The organism is Parabacteroides faecis (assembly GCF_014647375.1).
GTDB lineage: Bacteria > Bacteroidota > Bacteroidia > Bacteroidales > Tannerellaceae > Parabacteroides > Parabacteroides faecis.
In genome coordinates this window covers 221,728-242,136 of record NZ_BMPB01000010.1, presented here as the reverse complement: position 1 = coordinate 242,136, position 20,409 = coordinate 221,728, and the positions used below count along the sequence as shown (strand labels likewise).

Here is a 20,409-nt window from a genome sequence, read left to right as displayed (position 1 = left end):
GTTCTTGATGGACTATGGAGATTATTTATTAAAAAAATCCGGAGTTACTTTCAAGTTGGTATATTTCATCGAGTTCATTAAAGTTTTGGTATTTACCTGTTTATTAAATAATGTTGCCATCCGGCATGTATTTTGTTTGGATTTGCCGGGGAAACTTTCAAATAAAAAGACTCTTTTTCTATCAGAGGGAAATATTTTACCACAATAAACGGAATATAACACAAAACACTTATATATCAATTGCTCTCTGACAGATCAAAAGGTAAGACTCTGAATAGAAACTGCATTACAAAATGCAAATGCGAAAAAAGAACTAAGTTACATGTAATCAAGACATACAGCCATTGTTAATTTTCTCTTTGTGGACAATTTGTGCACTTCAATCAGACGAATTTATGTGTTCGCAAACAAAACATTCGATTACATTTGCGCCCATAATGTTTGCCTTTTAAATCTCCATAGTCCATCAAGAACTACATTCAAAACATAAAAAAAGAGATAAGGCATTAATCACTAACACCCTATCCCTTAAAGACTTTCCTACTAAAATTATTCCCAATAACCTTTATCCAATTATCATTCTTTTTGCAAGAACCACAATTTAGTAGAAAAAAACCATCTATTATATTACTTACAAGTCCAGTTCACGCTATCCGTTATACTGTTTTTCTTTTGAACGGCACGAGCTTCTATCGTATTTTCTCCATCCGCCAGATTTATTCCTTTCCACACAAAAGTTGCATAATTATCCGGTGTCTGTTTTCCCATGCTTTTGCCGTTCACAAACAGTTCTACCTCCGGCAAATTTGAGAAAACCATTACATCCGCCACTTGTGTAGTGCGATCGCGATGGCGGCGGTTAGCGATGTAAACGAATTTATCGTCTTTATTCCAGTTTGCTTTATAGTAATAGAAAGCATCCTTCTTCACTTTACGATCGAATGTAACCAATCCTTTGTCATTGATACCCGGGCGGTCGCCTTCCGTACGATGGGCAGCTCCGAAATCGAACAGGTTCCAGATAAAAGATCCCCAAACGAACGGACGTTCAGCTATTGCCTCCCAGTTTCCCATATGATAGAAAGTCTGGAAATTCTCCGGATGCCACCAACCGGAAGCTACGCCCGGCTTAATTGAATCCTGCTGATGATAAATACTGGCTCCGGCACCGTATTCACTGATAGCGATCTTATAGTCCGGATGGGCTTTATGATTGGCATCCAGCCATTTCCCCATATCAGAAGGAGAACCTCCATACCAGCCGAAATACTGGTTCCAGGCAATCACATCGGTAATTTTGCTGATATCGCTGTCATACGACAGGAAGCTGGCAGCCGTTGTCGGGCGCGTCGGATCTTCCTGATGAGCCAGTTCATTCAGTTCCTTAATATATTCTATCGGGTTATCCCCGTGTGTTTTCAATTCGTTGAACAATCCCCAGAAACAGATAGACGGATGATTATAATGCTGGCGGATCAATTCTTTCAATTGTTCTTTCCCATTCTCACGGAAAGAAGGCAGATCGTTGAATCCTCTGTCCAGATAACCGCCCGGCCCGATAAACGGGATCTCAGCCCAAGCCACGATACCATATTTGTCCATCAAATTATAAAAATAAGTAGCTTGCGGATAATGTGCCAGACGGATGGCATTCGTACCCATCTCTGCGATAATGGCAGCATCTTCTTCATGGTGTTCTTTATATAAGGCATTTCCCCTCTCCGCACGATCCTGGTGGCGGCATACGCCACGTAACTTCAGATGTTCGCCGTTCAGGAAAAAACCTTGCTCTGCATCCACATGGTAAAAACGAAGCCCCAACGGCTGAACCACTCTGTCTATTTCTTTACCGTCTGCCAGCAAAGTCACTTCCGTACGATATATAAACGGATCTTTCCGGCCATTCCACAAATGAGGGTTCTTAATGGAAAACTCCAAACCTGCCGTATGTACCTGACCGGCATCCACCGTCAGATTCAGATCCTGTTGCTGCACAATCTTGTTTCCATCCCATATCTTTACATTCACCTGTACCGGCACGTTTTCAGACGAACTATTCGATACAAGTACTTTTGCCTTTACATCGGCCTGTTCTTTTGTCACCTTGTTTTGGATCAGATAGACACCGGGGGAAGCATAATCGGTCAATGAAATATTAACCGGATCGGTAATGATCAGATTCACATCCCGATAAATACCACCATAGAAATTAAAATCGCCGACCAATGGCATTATATCCAGCTGTAAGGCATTATTGACTTTTACCAATATCTCATTTTCAGCCCCATATTTTACCTTATCTGTTATTTCGAATACAAAAGCACCGTAACCACCTCTGTGTTCACCCAGACAAACAGAATTGACAAATACCGTTGCAACGGTATTGACACCTTCAAAACGAAGGAAAAGTCGTTTACCTTTCCACTCGGGTTTTACAAAAAGTTTTTTTTCATAATTTCCCATTCCGCGATAATAATCCTGTTTTCCGGAAAGGGCATCTCCACTGTTCCAGGTATGTGGCAAATTGACTCTCTCTGCACTGTTTTTCTGCACCTGGTGAGAAAAACGGAACATCCAGTCGTTATTCAGAAGTATCTCCTTGCGGGAGGCATAAGTTAATGTACTGCACAATACCAGCAGTAAACCGATAAGAATGTGTTTCATGTTATTTATTTCTTTATTCCGATAGCAAAGATAAAACGATCCTTTCAGGAAGAAAGGCACTTTTTGTCTAAGAAAAGGTACTTTTTTGTCCAAGTATGGCTTTTTATGAGTAACTGAGAGAAAAAAATCAGTAGCTTTATACCGAATCTTCATATCGTTCTTCATTGCTCATCTATACGATGTTAGAAGATTTTTCCACCTATCTATTTAGCGGCCGATAATTGTCAGCCGTTCGGTTGATGATTATGAGCCAATCGGCCGATAATTATGAGCCGTTCGGTTGATGGTTGTCAACCATTGATTAGTAGCCGTAGTAATTTGAATTAGTAAGGCAGGTAAATGAACACAGATCGCATAGAAACAAAAAAAGGCCCGGACAAAAAATCCGGACCTTTCAGATATTATAATTAAAAATTACATCGACTGTTCTCCACCGCCTTGATTATTTTCACCACCGCCTTTTGAGTCGTCATTGCTGATACCACGGCGTACTTTCTTGATCTGTCCTTTCATCGTACCGAAACGGTAGGATATACTGAAACGGAATTCACGGGCACTGCGCCAGTTAGTCGATACATCATGGAAACCATTTCCAGTAGTAGTCATTTCCATCTTCATCGTCTTCCAGAACGGATTGTTAGCACCCACAGAAACAGACAATTTCTTTTTCAAGAAATCTTTACTAACATTCAGACCTGCAAAATAGAAAGGCGACTGCTCACCTTGTAACATGATCCACGGACTGAAATAACCACCATTCAGGTTAATACGGAAGTCTTTCGGCAGCGTAAACTGGGTACCGGCAAACACACGTCCGCTAACACCGTCTTTCTTCAAATCCAAAGTAGGAGCTTTCAGATCTGTATAATCCAGTCCACCATTCATATAAATACGGAACCAAGTTGTAGGTGACCAGTTTCCATACAAGAACATACCCACCTGCTGTTTCTTTCCTATATTATCATAGGTATTCCACATAGCACCATTATATTGCGAACGAGGATCGTCTGTCGGAAAATCTGCTGTAAAAGAATAACGTTCAATCGGATTATTTACAAATGTATAGCTCAGACTGGCATTAATACTGAATTTTTGAGTAAACTTACTAAAGTTCAGATTCACATTATTACTCTTCTCCGAATCCAGGTTTGGATTACCCTGAGAAATATTTTGTGGGTTGACATCGTTGATATACGGATTCAGATACCAAATACCCGGTCGTTGAATACGCATATTATATCCCAAACGGATTTGAGTAGACATGTCTATCTGATAAGTTAAGGTAGCATTCGGTACTACATCAAAATAATCGGTACTGAAATCCATATCCGGTTTACGTGCAAACTCAGCCTTTAAGCTTGTTCCCTCAGCACGTACACCTGCTTTGATTCCAAATTTATTTAAACGTATCAAATAACCGAGATAGGCAGAATAAATATGTTGCGTATGACGGAACTGACTATTATCCCGTGAATGATCCTCCCAAATTTTGGTTGAATCATTATAAATCTGTTCCAACGTATTACTCTTATTCTGACGATTGATATATTTCACACCGGCTTCTAATGTTTGCTTATTAAAAATTGGAGTTGTATAATCGACTTGTCCTGTATGCTCCATTGTAGATGCATCGTTAATATTCCATTTCGGATATTCATTAGACAGATAATAGTTAACAACATCAGACAGTTCCGTATTACTTTCATTGTCATTGGGTGATTGGCTGAAACGATAAGAGACAGTCAACAACTCATCCTTTTTGCTGGTTGAATGCTGATAATCCACATTCAAATCGGTAGAGCCGAAAGTTCCTTCAGAAACGCTGTTACGATGGAATTTATAAACCGGAGATGAATTGAATTCGTTTCCCAAAGGATTCAATACAGCATCCAGCTCCGATAAGTTTTTAGATTTTCCGCGGAACAAATTAGCACCGACGCTTATCAGATTCAATGTATCGATTTCATAACTTGCTTCTAAATAACCATATTGGAATGGTCCTTTATATTTACTACGTCCGTTTTCTATCAATTTTGTCGGTTGACCATCTGCCAATAAATCTTTTTCAGTAGTACGTTCACTATATGAATCATTCCAGGGAGAGTTACGGTTGTTGTATCCATAGTTTGCCGTAAGTCCCAAATTACCAACCTTCAAAGACACATAACCACCGCCGCCAAAGCTACCTAAAGAACTGGCATTGGCACGAACCGTACCCGTATATCCCTGCATGGCATTTTTGGCCGTAATAATATTGATAATACCACCAACACCTTCTGCATCGTATTTTGATCCCGGGTCAGTAATAACTTCGATATTCTTGATCGAACTTGCCGGCATGCTCTTCAATACGTCTGAAGCATTTTCACCGCTCAACAGGTTCGAAGGTTTACCATTCATATAAATCTTATAGTTTGAAGAACCCTTCAGCTGGATCTTGTCTTCACCGTCAACAGTTACCATCGGCACTTTACGGAACATTTCCAATGCATTATTGGTCTTAGCTTCCGGGTCATCCTCCAGGCTATACGTGATTTTATCCACTTCCACCGTTACCAACGGTTTCTGGGCAACGACAGTTACTTCATTCAACTGCTGAGAATCGTCATTCATATACAACTTTCCCAGATCCAGGCTTTTCTTGTTTTCAGACAAGGTAAAATGTTTTACTGCAGGGACTTTTCCCAGCGATTGCATGGATATGATGTATTTTCCGGGTTGTTTCAGGGTAGTGGTAAACTTACCGTCATCATCACAAGCCAACAATTTAATCGCTTTCTGAGGGGCATTTGCCAAAGCGATGTTTAACGTAGCATAAGGAACTGTTTCATTAGACAGGGAATCAACGACCTGTCCCTTGATCGTGTAGTCAGCGGCATTTTGGCTTTGTGCACGGAAAGGCACAACCATCATCAACACCAACACTAAGTAGAGCAGTTTTTCTTTCATCAAATTTAAAGAATTTAGAGGTTATCGATTGATTTATTATTCAAATAACAATTTAATTTAAGTGTAAACCCGATGCAAATGTAGAAGATTCTACGAAACGTTCGTATTTAACAGGATTAAAGATTTGTAAAAGATGTATTTTGCTGTTTGTTTAGATGAATTTCTTTTAAATTTGTAAGAGTTACTATTAATAAATATAGATATGAGAAAGATTTCATTCCTTTTAACCGCTTTATTATTCATTTCAGTTATGAGTGCACAAGATCTTAAAGTCATTAAACTCAATGCTCCGGACAAGACACGGGGAACAGCAGTCATGAAAGCTTTTTCCGACCGTCATTCCGACCGCGAATTCGCATCCAAAGAATTAAGCGCCCAGGACCTTTCAGACTTGTTATGGGCAGCCAACGGCATTAACCGGACAGATGGAAAGCGTACGGCTCCTTCCGCTTTAAACAAACAAGATATCGACGTTTATGTGATCATGAAAGACGGTGCTTATCTGTATGACGCTAAAGCACATGCTCTAAACCCGATTGCTAAAGGCGATCATCGCGGGGCTGTAGGTGCCGGACAGGATTTTGTGAAAGAGGCTCCGGTTTCTCTTGTTTTGGTATCCGATCTTTCCCGTTTCGGAAATGTAGGTGATCATACAAAACTAATGGCAGCCATGGATGCAGGGATTGTATCGCAGAATATCAATTTATGCTGTGCCGGGATCGGGTTATCGACAGTTCCCAGAGCGACCATGGATCAGGCTGCCCTGAAAAAGATCCTTAAATTATCCGACAGCCAGGTTTTGATGATGAACAATCCGGTGGGATACCCGAAATAAGAACGGACACCGACTAAAATAGCCAAAACCTTTTTTCACAAATGAATTGAAGATTATTATGTACATTTGCCGAAAATTTGACAAAATGCCTACAATTTTCATTGCCCTCTTTTGCGCTTATTTCGCAGGGAATATCTATATATTTACGAGGGGGGCACAAGCTCTCGTGGCCCAACCCTTTGGTGTGAAAGTACTTCTGACAGTTCTGTTTTGGAGTTGTGCGCTTTCATTTGCCGTCAGTATGCTGGCCAGGAATGTAAAATATCCGGATGTATTGGCGCATACGATCCATGAAGTGGGTACCGGCTGGCTGGTATTTACCTTATATATGGTGCTGTTCCTGGTTGCATTCGATATATTCAAACTTTTCAACGGGAGTTTCAAATATGGGTTCTATATCTCTTTACTACTGACTTTAAGCCTGTTAAGCTACGGATATTATCATTATCAACACCCAAAGACAGAAGTTTTCAACATAGTTATCAACAAGGTTGTCAACAACAATTCATCCCCGATAAAAGTGGTTGCTATCAGCGACGTTCACCTGGGTTATGGAACGAACAAGGCACAGTTGAAGAAATATGTAAACATGATCAATGCAGAAAAACCGGATTTAATTCTGATCGGCGGCGATTTGATCGATAACAGCGTGACGCCTCTTTACGCAGAGAATATGCAGGAAGAGTTATCGCAACTACAGGCTCCGCAAGGTATCTATATGGTTCCCGGAAATCATGAATATATCAGCGGAATAAAGAAAAGCGCCGAATTCATCCGGTCGACACCGATCAAACTTTTACGCGACACCGTGATCACACTTCCCAACGGATTACAGATTGCCGGACGCGATGACCGCCATAATCCGTCGCGCTTGTCTCTCCGGACATTATCACAAAACATTGACCCGGCCAAACCTGTTATTCTTTTGGATCATCAGCCGTATGACCTCCAGGAAACGGAAAAGGCCAGTATAGACCTCCAGTTCAGCGGGCATACACACCGCGGACAGATCTGGCCGATGAGTTTACTGACCGACCGCCTGTTCCAGCAAAGTTACGGATACAAACAATGGGGAAACAGCCATATTTATGTATCTTCAGGCTTATCACTTTGGGGACCGCCTTTCCGCATCGGGACAAACAGCGAAATGGTGGTATTCAATATTGCATTCAAGTAAGGCAAGCAAAATATGAAAGTCTTTATTCAATCGATCGTAGCACAACTGTTGTTGAATCCCTACATCTTTTGGCGGGGTTATCAGGCAATACCGGCAAAAAAGAGCTGGCGTATTCCTTATACGTTATTCTTTGTACTTGAACTGGCTCTCTATTTCTTCGGATTTATTTTCCGCAAAGAATTGCCGGATAATATCATGACGCCTATTCAATATATCTGTAATTCATGGTATATAGCGTCTGTCTATATCACGCTTTCCTTATTGACGCTGGAAGTGATCAGATTGTCGAACCGTCTTTTCCATTGGTTCCCCCAGTGGCTTACCCGACACTGGAAACAAACCAAACTGACATTGTTTTTTGTGATCATCATCGGAGTTACCGGACTGATGATCAAAGCCTATCTGACTGTCGCCCATCCGATCGTGAAAGAGGTATATGTGACTCTTCCGAAAGGTAGCAGCGAACGTGACAGCCTTACAGTTGTGATGATGAGCGACCTGCATATCGGAGAAGTGATAGGGAAAAAGATGGTACAGCGATATGTCTCTTTGAGCAATGCACAGCATCCGGACATGGTCGTATTAGTAGGCGATATAATGGATTACGAATCACGTTTTGCAGAAATGGAACATATCGAGGATGACCTGCAACAGCTAAAGGCTCCTTTAGGCGTATATGTCGTCAATGGCAACCATGAATACCGTGCCAACCGTTTCGCCAAATACCGCTGGCTGGCAAAAACCGGGACAACGCTCCTGATAGACTCGGTCGTACAACCGGATTCATCTTTTTACCTGATCGGAAGGGACGATTATGTCAATAAAAAGAGAAAAGCCTTACACACTTTAATGGCAGACATCGATACAACCAAACCGATCATCGTATTGGATCATCAGCCCTGGTCATTCGCCGAAATGGCAATGAACGGTGTCGATCTCGGCCTTCATGGTCATACCCACAACGGGCAGCTCTGGCCTTATCCCCTGTTAATGAAACTGATCTATGAATGTCCTTACGGGTATCATAAAAAAGGACCTACCCAGTTCTATGTCTCTTCGGGTATCGGTATAGCCGGGCCTCCTTACCGGGTGGGAACCGTCTCAGAGTTGGTTGTCCTGCATATTAAATTCAAATAAAACACTTTCGACATCATAAAAAAGGGAGTAAACTGTTCAGCTTACTCCCTTCTGTTATTCTCTTATAAGTATTATCCTATCGTCTGGTCGAACACATATGCAATATCACCACCTCCGGTCGAAGCTTTCGTTTTTTCTTCAGCCGGAGCAACACCTTCTTCCGGTGTACTCAATGTCTTATTATAAAGCTCCTGATCACCTAAAACTTCAATGGCTTTATCCAACACTTCATCCTCTTTCAGGCTTTCCAGCAACTCCCCTTTCTGATAATAATAACGTTTCACGATCTCCGATGCCATAAGCTTCTTGATCTGATCTTTATAATGGTTGAAGTCACGGTCCAAATCAGGAGTTAGACGTGCCTCCAAAGCATTGAAGATAGTCGAATCGCTATCCATATAGCCTTCAAACTTAGCGACCTCTTTCAGATTCTTGAGAACCTTTTCGCTCTGACGGTCGTATGTAAAGTTCTTTTCTTTCGCATAGCTCTTGAAAGCTTCGAAATCTTCGTCGGAAACGATAAACTCTTCGACAGGAGGGATCGTTTTATGTTTCTGTGCCCAGTCCGTAACAAAATCCATCAGGACAAAATCGGTTGCCAGATAATACATCATGGTCGGCATTTCTTCCTCTTCTATCTCAAATTCCGGACGTACGCCACCACCGTCACGAACCGGACGGCCTTTGGAAGTATAGAACACAGAGGTCAGACTATCCGGTATGGCATCCACACTGCCATCCGCCTTTCTATGCGTATAGTCCATCTGCTGGATACAACGTCCGCTGGGGATATAATATTTACTCATAGTGACTTTCAGACGTCCTTCATAAGGCAGTTCGCGGGTAGATTGTACCAATCCTTTCCCATAAGAACGCTGTCCCACCAATACGGCACGGTCCATATCCTGCAAGGCGCCGGAAACAATCTCTGCTGCTGAAGCCGAATTACCGTTGATCAGGACCGCCATCGGCATAACCGTATCGATCGGTTCGTTAGAGGTACGATAGGTACGGTCCCACTGGCTGATCTTGCCTTTAGTAGATACCACCTCTTTTCCTTTGGGAACGAACATACCGACAATCTGTGTGGCACTTTCCAGCAAACCACCGCCATTGTTCCGTAAATCGAGGATCAATGATTTTATCTGATGATTCTTTTTCAAGTCTTCCAAAGCAGCTTTCACCTCCTGGGCACTCTTATCGGTAAATCCCTTCAGATAGATATAGCCGACACCATCGCCACGTACACCGTAATAAGTAACCTGGTCGACCAGGATCTGCTTACGTATCAACTCCACTTCACGCGGTTTCTTTTCGTTCGGACGCTGTATTTTCAGAATCATTTTAGTATTGGGTACACCTTTCAGCAACTCGCTTACCTCGCTGGATGTTTTATTGCTCGTATCTACCGTGTCGATAGCCAAAATACGGTCTCCCGCTTTCAGCCCCGCCAAAGCAGCAGGCATTCCTTCAAAAGGTTCGGTCACATATACACCGCCGTCTTTCCGTTCCCGGATATAAGAACCGATACCGCCATACTCACCCGTAGTCATTATTTTCAGTTCATCCATATCCTGTTCAGGATAATAAACGGTATAAGGGTCCAGACCGCCCAACATGGCATTGATCCCTCTGCGAACTGTTTTCTCTACATCGACCGAGTCTACATAAAACATTTCAACCTCTTTCACCAGGGCATTGAAAATGTCCAGGTTCTTACTCACTTCAAAACGATTATCTTTCTGAGCTTGTGCGGGTATAATACTCCCAGCCAGGAGCAGTAAACAAAACAAACCTATCAATCTTTCTCGTCGTATCTTCTTAAACATAGAATATTTAGTTAATTAACGATGTAAATGTATACATAAAACCTATTTCAGGATAATATCGCATCTACTTTTAACTTTATTTGTTCCCATTTATCATCCGGTATCTGCGCTCCTATTACATCTATAATATAGCCTGCCAGCAGTGAGCCGATACGGGCCGATTGTTCTAAAGAAGCGCCGACGGATTGTCCGTACAGGAATCCGGCAGCGAAATGATCGCCTGCCCCTGTCGTATCGACAGGTTTACCTCCTTCTGCCGGAACTGCGATGATCTGTCCGTTGCTACCAATCAAAGCCCCCTCTTTCCCCAAAGTGACCAGAGAGACCTCAACCATTCCGGAAAGGGCTTTTACAGCCTCCTGTGCTTTTAATCCGGTAAATGCTTCCGCTTCACTTTCGTTGGAGAAAAGAATATCTACATATTTAGGAATAATATCATCCAACAATCCTCTAAAGGCATTGACGATATTAAAATTAGATAAATCGAGAGCTACTTTCAGCCCCAACGCTTTGGCTTTTTGCATGGTCGTACGGACCAAATCCTCATTTACCAGCAAATACCCTTCTATATAGATGCAATCATATCGGCTAAGGATCTCTTCCCCGATCTCATCCGGGGTAATTGTCGGAGCCGGGCCCAGAAATGTTCCCATCGAGCGTTCGCCGTCTTTAGAGATAAGCACCGTACAACTACCGGAAATTCCGTCGGTTTTTATAAAGTAAGGAGCTACATTTGCGTCTTTCAATGCTTTCTCATAGTATTCGCCGACAGTATCCGTTCCGATCTTTCCGATAAAGCCTGTATTTGCCCCCAGGCAAGCCATTGCACGCATCGTATTACAAACGGAGCCTCCCGGAGCCTGGCTTCTCTCCAGACGTTCCTGTGTTTTACGGATAGCGATCATCTGTTCCTGACCGATCATATCCATTGCACCCTTCTTTATACCTATTTCTGTGAGCACATCGTCACTATCTAACTGTAGTAAAACATCCACTAAAGCGTTTCCTAAGCCTATCGTATTCATTTTTTCAAATTTTTTCTGCAAAGATATTGCATATTTCAAAAAGAACCTCTACTTTTGCAGTGCAATTTCAGAAAGGGATGCAAGATGTCCCCTGAAGGTTGAAAATTCTTCCTTAGCTCAGTTGGTTAGAGCATCTGACTGTTAATCAGAGGGTCCTTGGTTCAAGTCCAAGAGGAAGAGCAAAAAGACATCGGGAAAGACTGAAAGACATATTCTTCCTTAGCTCAGTTGGTTAGAGCATCTGACTGTTAATCAGAGGGTCCTTGGTTCAAGTCCAAGAGGAAGAGCAAAAGACATCGGGAAAGACTGAAAGACATATTTTCTTCCTTAGCTCAGTTGGTTAGAGCATCTGACTGTTAATCAGAGGGTCCTTGGTTCAAGTCCAAGAGGAAGAGCAAAAAAAGAGATACTTCAATGAGGTGTCTCTTTTTTTATATATCTCCTATTGGAATCACTCATAACTAAGACCGAAAACAACATATTCTAAAGATAAAAAACAGATAAGATAGCTTGTACAAATTTTATTTGAGCATATTTTCACCTTGAACAATTATTTAATTCTATTATCTCCCAATAATCCTCTAAGCTAAGTTTTCGATTAAATACTTCATAAGGTATATCAGGAACCAGGATTCCATTTTCATCCATCCCCGTTACCGGAGAATCGTACTTATATTCAGACATTGCACATACCACACTGATACCGGAGTTAGGTAATATATAATTTTCACAATTCCCACAGAAATCAATTGGAGCACCAGCTTTCTCTCCTACAACTATCCCGACTTTCATTCGACGGAAATCAGCAGCAAAATCAATTGCGGCAGAATAAGTTTTTCGAGACTGAAGGAGAAAGACTTTCCCCTTGAATCCTTTTTTATTTTTAGGATAAACCACTTTGTCTTTCAATACTCCGGTCTCCACATAGTTCAACATAGCACCTTTAAATCGCCTTACTTTATAATTCAACAACCATCGCTTCAAAAAAAATTCTTTCGATATTTGTTCTTTCCATCCTTTCATCATGTTCTCTGCATTCGACTTTGCCATTGATTTATTTACATGATAACTTACACCATCTTTAACCTTTGCAACATTCAGATATTTAAAAATCAATTTATTATATTCACTATTTCCCCCACCATTTTTAGTAATATCAATAAACAAATATTTAACATGTTCTTTATCCATTATTTCAAATGCAGCCGATAATGCCCGTTCAAACAACTTTAAATCAGCTCCAATATCACAAGAATTATAATGAAATATTGCAATAGAATCTTTTTCAAAAAATTCAAAATTAAATGTTTGTTTATAATCTGCTGTATACAATATTTTTTTTGTTTCTACCGTATCCATTTTTACTACACCCGTTTCAAGATTCTTTAAACAAATCAAATAAGGTGGATGTATATCATAAAAAGAAGAGCAGAAAAATGGCAAATTAGAATTAATATATTCCTCCTTTAATAAAGAACTATACTCCCAACTAAGCATATTAGAAATTTCTTGAACTACATCTCTGACATCTTTTTTATTGATGGATAATATTAAATTATTTTGCAAAAACAAAGAGCTATCCTTTATTAAAAAATAAGGCAAGCTATCTTTTTCATGAGTTCTTCCCCAAACCTTATTTGTTAAAATCAAAGTATGACCATCTGTAAGCCCATTTATTCTCAATAACAACCGATTAAAATCTTTACAGTCCATTGAATCAACGACCTGTTTGGTCAACCTTTGCTGCAATGAATCAAATTGCATTGGAGTATATTTTTTATATAGATTCGGGTGCTTATTTCTCAGTATATCAAAATAATAATCAATATCCGTTATCATTTCTTGACGAGATAGCTTTTGGGCATCAGAAAATTGAATACTCAATGTAAAAAACAAACAAAGTACATATGTAAAAGATATTTTCATTTGTATCAGATTATATTGTATGATGGAAATAAGACTCAAGATGATCCGTTTTATTGAAAAAGGTCGGACCATTGTTTTTAATCAATGATTTAATCGGGAAAAATATACGTTGCAATATACTATAGTCTTCTGTAATAATTTCAGCAGTTCCCGTTATTTCCTGTGAGAAGGGCAAATCTATGCCATAGCTTGTTTTCATACCATCCAGGAATTGTACCTCAACCTTATAAGTCTCTTTGCTCGGTACGGCAGATATAGTACGAATCGCACCTTTTAATATGCCATATTCCATATACGGATAATTATCAAGTTTGATATTGACTAACTGACCTGTTTTCACTTTTCCAGATTTGAGAACAGGCAACTCCAGTTTGCCAATAAAAAGGCCTCCGGAAGAAGGTACTATATTTGCGAAAGTTTCTCCTTGCGAAATATATTGATTTTCAGTCCAAAAAGTAGAAAATGATATTTGTCCGGAATAAGGAGAACGAAGCACATACATCTTATCCCATTGTCCTATCCGATCACGTAATGCTTCCAATTTCTGGCGTATATCGGCAAGATAACCCTGTTGCTGTTTGCGATAATCCAATTCGAGCTCCAACAAGTTTTGTTTTAATTGGGATAGTTGTGTTTTTATATTTGCCAGAGAAGCCATATTTCCTTCCTGAGAAATCCTTTTCTGAAGTAATACACTTTTAGATTGCTCCATTTCCATTGGAGAAATTATTTGTTTTTCATGTAAAGAAGAATCCCTTAAATAATCATTCCTGGCTAACTTCATCTCATTATCGAACAAATCAATTTGATTTTTAGCATGAATTACATAATTATTCATATATTCAATTTGTTCTTCCAATAACCTTTTGTTTTGAGCATGATAATTTAGTTCTACAAATTTACTGTAATTCACAAATGCCATTTTGAGATCGAGAAAATAAGGCATAACTTCACCTAACTGCTGCTCTTTGCTAAAAATCGCATCGACGGGACTTATCAATTCCGGCTGACTGTTATTATTGATCCAGGCATTCAGCTGTAACATATCTTTTGCAGAAGACGCACTTTCCTGTACTGCCAATAATTGGTTGACCGTAACAAGCTCTTTATCTTTAACGTCCAGATTGACTAAACGTCCTCCAACTTTAGAGACTAAAGCTATCGATGGATATTCGGTCGAAATAACAATTTTTGCATTGACAATATCCGGATATCTGAACATGGAACTACCAATTAGCAACACCAAAAAGATGATAAACATAACCATTATCCCTGTTCTCATCAACCAATTAGGCGTTTTTCCCAAAATGGCCTCTATTTCGTCACTCCTTACGTTCAATTTTATTGAATTATCCTTCAATTCCATATTAGTTTGCCAGTTCTAATTGGTTTTTAACTAAGTCATAATAATAGCCATGTTGTTCAACTAGTTCCGTATGAGTACCTTCGGCTACGATTTTACCATGATCCAGAACAACTATTTTATCAGCTTTTTTTACAGTGCTTAATCTATGGGCTACAATCACAACAGTACGCCCCTGATAAAAATCCTGAAGATTATCAATAATAATACGCTCATTATTCGCATCCAGGGAATTAGTTGCTTCGTCTAAAAAAATATATTCCGGATTTTTGTAAACAGCCCGCGCTATAAGAATACGTTGTTTTTGCCCTTGACTGATCCCGCTTCCTTCCTGCCCGATCTTTGTATTGTAACCCGCTGGCAGTTCTTCTATAAATTCATGAATATTGGCTACTTTTGCCGCATAATAAAGCTTGGTGGTATCCACTCTCTCGTCACCGATTGCTATATTTTCTGCAATTGTATCGGAAAAGAGAAAACCATCTTGCATAACAACACCACAAACAGATCGCCAATAATTAGTATCGATATTTTTAAGATTAGTAACACCGACATTTATCCCTCCGGATTGTGGTTCATAATACCCAAGAAGCATTTTCAATATGGTTGTTTTTCCACTACCGCTTTCCCCTACAATAGCTGTCACTTTATTATAAGGGAAAATAAGATTCAGCTTGTCCAATACAGGAGTAGATGAAGGACCTAAATAGCTAAAAGAAAGATCTTTTAGTACCAAATCCTTGTTCCCGGGTGATAGATTCTTCTGACGGGTTTCATTCATCTTATCTTCATCCGCCCGGAAATGCACTTCACCAAGTCTTTCCAAACTTATTTTAGCATCCTGATAAGAATGCACGAAACCTATAAAATTTTCAACAGGAGCTTTTAACTGCCCTATAATATAAGAGAGAGCCATCATCATACCCAATGTAATCTGACCTTGTATAACCAGATAAGCAGAAAAAACAGATAGTCCAATATTTAAAATATTAGAAATAAAGAATGCACCAATGCTTTGTATCTGGCTAACAGTCAATCCTTTTATGCTTACTTCAAATAATTCAGCCTGAATCGTCTCCCATTTCCATCTGATTTTACGTTCACAACCATTCAACTTTATTTCTTCTGCGCCCGTAATCAATTGAATAATACTAGACTGATTGCGAGCAGATTTGTCGAAGCGTTTAAAATCCAGTTCTCTACGTATTCCTAAAAAAAGCATTACCCATCCTACATAAACAGCGTGTCCCAATACGAAACAAACTAACATCCAAATATTATAGTATCCTAAAATAATAGCAAAAATAAAAAAATTGAAAAAAGAAAATAGTGTACTTAACGACGTTCCTGTAAAAAATTCCTGAATCCGTGAATGATCACCTATGCGCTGCATTATATCTCCAGTTTTTTTAGACTCAAAAAAATTAATCGGAAGTTTCAGCATTTTTGTTATAAAATCGGAAATCAAAGAGATATTGATACGGGTTGTTACATGCAAAAATATCCAACTTTGCACAAACCCCACAGCTAATTGACTGAAAGATAATACAAATTGTGCAACTAATACGAGAATAATAAAGTTCAAATCACTATTCAAGACACCAAAATCGACCATCGATTGAGTAATGAAAGGGAAAAGTAACTGAATAATCATCCCCATTACCATTCCTAAAATCACCTGAAAAAAAAGTTTTTTATGAGGTTTTATATAGGAGAAAAAATGTAGTAAACTATATTTTTTTGATTTATCTATTTCTGACTCACTGTCTGATTCATAAAAAGATAAAGAAGGAGATAGCATCAGAACCATTCCCTTATCTTTTTCATTCTCCTTCGTACTAATCCATCCATCTAAGAATTCAACGACCGAATAAGTAACTAAGCCAAAAGCTGGATCAGCAACATATACCTTCCCTTCAAAACCTTCTTTTCTCAATTTGACTTTGATTTTATACACTACAACAAAATGATCTTGTCGCCAATGAATTATACAAGGCAGAATGACCTCTTTCCGCAATCTATCGAAACTAGTCCGAAGTCCCATACTCCGAAACCCGATCTTTTCAGCAGCATCGGAAATACCAAGCATCGTAACACCGTTTCTGTTTGCGAAACATAAATCACGTAATTTATATAATTCAAATCTCCTACCATAGTAAGCTGAAACCATTCGTAAACAGCTTGGGCCACAATCCATAGAATCATGTTGTTGGTAAAAGGGAAATTTATTCATTACATTTGTATTTTAATCTATCTAGCTTGAATAAAATAATATTAATATCCAGCATCATGTTCTCTTAAAAGTCTCATTTTTCTATTGAAATATTCAATAATAACTGTTTCTGGTGAAACTTCTGTATAATTCAGATAACATAAGTCTTTCAGATGCTCTTTAGAAGTTTCTTTGATTTTTTGTGAGCAAGGTCCTAAACATAAAGGTAAATATTTACATTTTAGACACATTGCATTTTCAAATGTTGCTTTCGAATAACGTTTTACTCTTTCTGTTTCATTCCAAACTAACTCACCGGTTTCCTTCAATACACCGGTGACATAGTCATCTGAATAATCACGAGCTGTACATGAATAAACCTTACCATCATAATTTATTTCTGCATGATAAAAACGATCAACATAACACTTATAGTATTTACCTGGCTGAAAGGCATTTGAAGGACTGTCAAATTTAAACCCCAAATTATTACATATTTGAATAATTTTTTTTCGTTCTACATTTTCTAAATTATCTTTCCCCTTCTTATCAAATGTCTGCCAAACTCGTTGAAAATTAGGAGATATTCGTCTCCTATACTGAATAGGTATATTTTCAAATACTTCTTTTAACAGATTATCTTTTAACGTTTTATCATCATAATTTATTCGCAAAGTGATATGAGAATGTTCGTTTAATTCACAAATTCTATTTATATTATTCATGATTAAATCAAAAGAGGGGATTCCTTTCTCATTTCTTATTTTATTATGTCTGACAGGAGAACCATCAATAGTAATTTGGAAATCATTCATATTGATAGAAATCATTTTATAAATCATTTCCATATTGATCTTAGAAGCATTCGTTGTAACACTAGAACTATAAGGTATATTACTAGATGCACAAACTTCTTTTGCATAAGATGAAATAGGAAAAACGATCTCATCAAAATACAATAAAGGTTCACCACCAAACCAAGATAAATGTAATGAATCAATATGCCTCTTTTCAACCATATAATCAATATGTTTCTTTATAAGTTCGACTGTATTCTTACTCATATATCCTATAGGATGATTTTCATAACAGTACCAACAATTAAAATTACATTCAAGAGTCGGATTTATTACCAGATTATAATGTCTTGATTCAATAGTAGCTTTTCTATTTCTATATCTAATAATATCTATTTCATCTACATCCTCATTAATAATAAATCCCCAATCCACAAATTTCAAAAAGACGGAATTATAATTAATTTCAAAAGATATTAAGTCATTTAACAACAATTGCAATCTCTCATGTTCTATTTTCTTAACTGAAAAACAATGATTTGACAATCCATTGGAGTATATGACACTTCCATCATTTTCAATAAAATAATTATATTTGCTTGTTTTATACATAAGATCATTTTTTATTGTTTCTATTATATTCAATTATTCGCTTATAATCTTCTATTGTAAGTATCTTATTAAATACATCATATTCAATATCAGGTAATATAAAACCATTACAGGTTTCAACAGGAGGAGTATACCAAGAATAACGAAATGAGCAAGTAAATGAAATCTTTGAGTTTGGTAATGTATAATTAACTGGTCCGGATGGGAAAGGAATAGAGCTACCATTTTCCTCTCCCACAATAACTCCTATTTGCTTTCTTTTAAACTCCTCTGCTAATATAATAGCAGCAGAATAGGTCTCCCTTCCTTGAATTAAATACACATTGCCTTTGTAACATTTTTTTAGTGTTTTAGATTTCATTCTTTCCGACACAACCCTTGTGTGTTCAAATTTCAATAGTTTTTTTCTTTTTGACAACAAAATCATTTGCTTTCTCAACCTCCCCCATAAATTATCTGGAAAACGTTTGTTTAACCTTTCATAATTACGCTTTAATTGTTCTTCTACTACAATTTTAGTCACAAGCGTATGCATTACAGTCTTATTATTGTTTTTTTTCAGATATTGCAATAAAATATTATTATAATGTATAAAACCACCTCCATTTGATCTTACATCAATAAACAAATTTTTTATCTTCAATTCATTCATTTTCGCAAAACCTAAAGATAATGATTTTTCAAATTCTCTTTCATATTTATTAAAATCACAGGAATTATAAAATATTACAGCAACAGATTCTTCTGGATAGAAATTAAACAACAATTTCTCTCTTGTTACTCTCCTAAGAGAATCTAATTGAGAAATTACACGAGTAGTCGTATCACCCTTTTGATTTATTGATTTTATAATATATGGTAATTTCACACCGTGGAATACGGACAAATATTCTGGTACTATCTTACAGATATTTAATTCATTCATATGAATACCATACTCTTTAGAAGAAAAAGATTTAACTTCTATTATTATTTCTGTAATATCTTTATTATTAATAGATAAAACACGATCATTATTAAGCATAAATGTATTATCATTAACCTTCAAATTAAGAAATACAGAGGGATCACTATTAAATATTTTTTGTTTTGAAACTTGAGTATGTCCATCTGTATATTGATTTAATGATAATAATATTCTATTAAAATCTTTAACTTCCATATCCTCTTTACATTTCGACTTCAAATCAATTCTGAGTGAATCAAATTTAGATTCATTAGTTATTTTATACAAATATGGATGGTTACATTCCAAGGTCTTAAAATAGAAATCTATATCACCGTACATTTTTTCAGAAGTCATTTGTTGAGAAAAAGACAATTGACAAAACAAACAAAATATACATATAAAAAATGTTCTCATTTACGCTATTTTTATAACTTAGTTTTCAGACATATCATATACGAGCACATCTTATATGCTCAAAATGGCATGCAAATAACACAGATTTAAGCAGATAATCATAGATAATATTTTATTTGCAAGAATATAATATGTGATCATTGTCTGATTTGCATCATCTGCATGTCATTTGATTCTTCGCAGTATCCTCTTATGCTAATTAGCTAAAGAGGGCTTTGTTAATGTAGGTTTAGGAACTGTTGGTAAATCTAAACTAACACAGATAATACCATTTATATTAACGTCAATATCTCCACAAATTACACCACAATTACATTTTCCACAATTCCCTTTTGAGCATGAGAATATATTTACACCCCAATCATCATCTCCCCCAAGAACCTTTTCCATTCTCATACTATTAAGTGTTTCTTCACTAAATAAATCACAAGCTTCATCGAATTTCATATTCAACTCAATAGCTAACTTTTGTTTGTTTTTCAAATCACTCTCACCCATAATCATTAAGTTTAATAAAATT

General features: G+C 37.7%; 13 protein-coding genes and 3 tRNA genes. 6 read left to right on the top strand and 10 right to left on the bottom strand.

The window, feature by feature from the left end:
• Positions 1-627 precede the first annotated feature (627 nt).
• Together lacZ4 and IEY67_RS16135 are read right to left on the bottom strand one after the other, a co-directional pair.
• Entirely contained in the window at positions 628-2,664 is a 2,037-nt protein-coding gene (lacZ4, locus tag IEY67_RS16140) for a beta-glucuronidase LacZ4 (RefSeq protein WP_183668750.1), read from the bottom strand.
• Positions 2,665-3,078: 414 nt separating this feature from the next.
• The gene (locus IEY67_RS16135; RefSeq protein WP_183668749.1) at positions 3,079-5,613 is read right to left on the bottom strand and encodes a TonB-dependent receptor; all 2,535 of its coding nucleotides are present in this window, start codon (positions 5,611-5,613) and stop codon (positions 3,079-3,081) included.
• 202 nt (positions 5,614-5,815) lie between these two features.
• Between IEY67_RS16135 and IEY67_RS16130 the strand changes: the two genes are divergently transcribed.
• The 3 genes from IEY67_RS16130 to IEY67_RS16120 all read left to right on the top strand — a co-directional run bounded on the left by IEY67_RS16130 (position 5,816) and on the right by IEY67_RS16120 (position 8,762).
• Positions 5,816-6,448, top strand: a complete 633-nt coding sequence (locus tag IEY67_RS16130) for a SagB/ThcOx family dehydrogenase (protein WP_122354615.1) — start codon at positions 5,816-5,818, stop codon at positions 6,446-6,448.
• A gap of 85 nt (positions 6,449-6,533) precedes the next feature.
• Positions 6,534-7,625 carry a metallophosphoesterase gene (locus IEY67_RS16125; RefSeq protein WP_183668747.1) on the top strand — a complete coding sequence of 364 codons (1,092 nt, stop codon included), beginning with the start codon at positions 6,534-6,536 and terminating at the stop codon, positions 7,623-7,625.
• 12 nt (positions 7,626-7,637) lie between these two features.
• Positions 7,638-8,762, top strand: coding sequence for a metallophosphoesterase (locus IEY67_RS16120; RefSeq protein WP_122354611.1), 1,125 nt, complete (start codon positions 7,638-7,640; stop codon positions 8,760-8,762).
• A gap of 71 nt (positions 8,763-8,833) precedes the next feature.
• Here IEY67_RS16120 and IEY67_RS16115 read toward each other — a convergent pair whose 3' ends face one another.
• Complete coding sequence (locus tag IEY67_RS16115; protein WP_183668745.1) at positions 8,834-10,591, bottom strand: S41 family peptidase; 1,758 nt, start codon at positions 10,589-10,591, stop codon at positions 8,834-8,836.
• 47 nt (positions 10,592-10,638) lie between these two features.
• Positions 10,639-11,616: an adenosine kinase gene (locus IEY67_RS16110; protein ID WP_183668743.1), complete on the bottom strand. Its 978-nt coding sequence runs from the start codon at positions 11,614-11,616 to the stop codon at positions 10,639-10,641.
• Between the two features lie 106 nt (positions 11,617-11,722).
• Here IEY67_RS16110 and IEY67_RS16105 point away from each other — a divergent pair.
• The 3 genes from IEY67_RS16105 (at position 11,723) to IEY67_RS16095 (ending at position 12,011) form a co-directional block, all read left to right on the top strand.
• Positions 11,723-11,796: transfer RNA gene (locus tag IEY67_RS16105), tRNA-Asn, on the top strand.
• 33 nt (positions 11,797-11,829) lie between these two features.
• Positions 11,830-11,903, top strand: a tRNA-Asn gene (locus IEY67_RS16100).
• A gap of 34 nt (positions 11,904-11,937) precedes the next feature.
• A tRNA-Asn gene (locus IEY67_RS16095) sits at positions 11,938-12,011 on the top strand.
• A 142-nt stretch (positions 12,012-12,153) separates the two neighbouring features.
• Here IEY67_RS16095 and IEY67_RS16090 read toward each other — a convergent pair.
• The 6 genes from IEY67_RS16090 to IEY67_RS16065 all read right to left on the bottom strand — a co-directional run bounded on the left by IEY67_RS16090 (position 12,154) and on the right by IEY67_RS16065 (position 20,387).
• Complete coding sequence (locus tag IEY67_RS16090) at positions 12,154-13,542, bottom strand: S41 family peptidase (RefSeq protein ID WP_183668741.1); 1,389 nt, start codon at positions 13,540-13,542, stop codon at positions 12,154-12,156.
• A gap of 10 nt (positions 13,543-13,552) precedes the next feature.
• On the bottom strand, positions 13,553-14,908 hold the full coding sequence (locus IEY67_RS16085; protein WP_122373595.1) for an HlyD family secretion protein: 1,356 nt from the start codon (positions 14,906-14,908) through the stop codon (positions 13,553-13,555).
• Position 14,909: 1 nt separating this feature from the next.
• Positions 14,910-17,138, bottom strand: a complete 2,229-nt coding sequence (locus tag IEY67_RS16080) for a peptidase domain-containing ABC transporter (protein ID WP_183668739.1) — start codon at positions 17,136-17,138, stop codon at positions 14,910-14,912.
• Between the two features lie 41 nt (positions 17,139-17,179).
• The gene (locus IEY67_RS16075) at positions 17,180-18,526 is read right to left on the bottom strand and encodes a radical SAM/SPASM domain-containing protein (RefSeq protein ID WP_183668737.1); all 1,347 of its coding nucleotides are present in this window, start codon (positions 18,524-18,526) and stop codon (positions 17,180-17,182) included.
• A gap of 4 nt (positions 18,527-18,530) precedes the next feature.
• Positions 18,531-19,688 carry a S41 family peptidase gene (locus IEY67_RS16070; protein ID WP_183668735.1) on the bottom strand — a complete coding sequence of 386 codons (1,158 nt, stop codon included), beginning with the start codon at positions 19,686-19,688 and terminating at the stop codon, positions 18,531-18,533.
• Between the two features lie 396 nt (positions 19,689-20,084).
• On the bottom strand, positions 20,085-20,387 hold the full coding sequence (locus tag IEY67_RS16065) for a hypothetical protein (protein ID WP_183668733.1): 303 nt from the start codon (positions 20,385-20,387) through the stop codon (positions 20,085-20,087).
• Positions 20,388-20,409 lie beyond the last annotated feature (22 nt).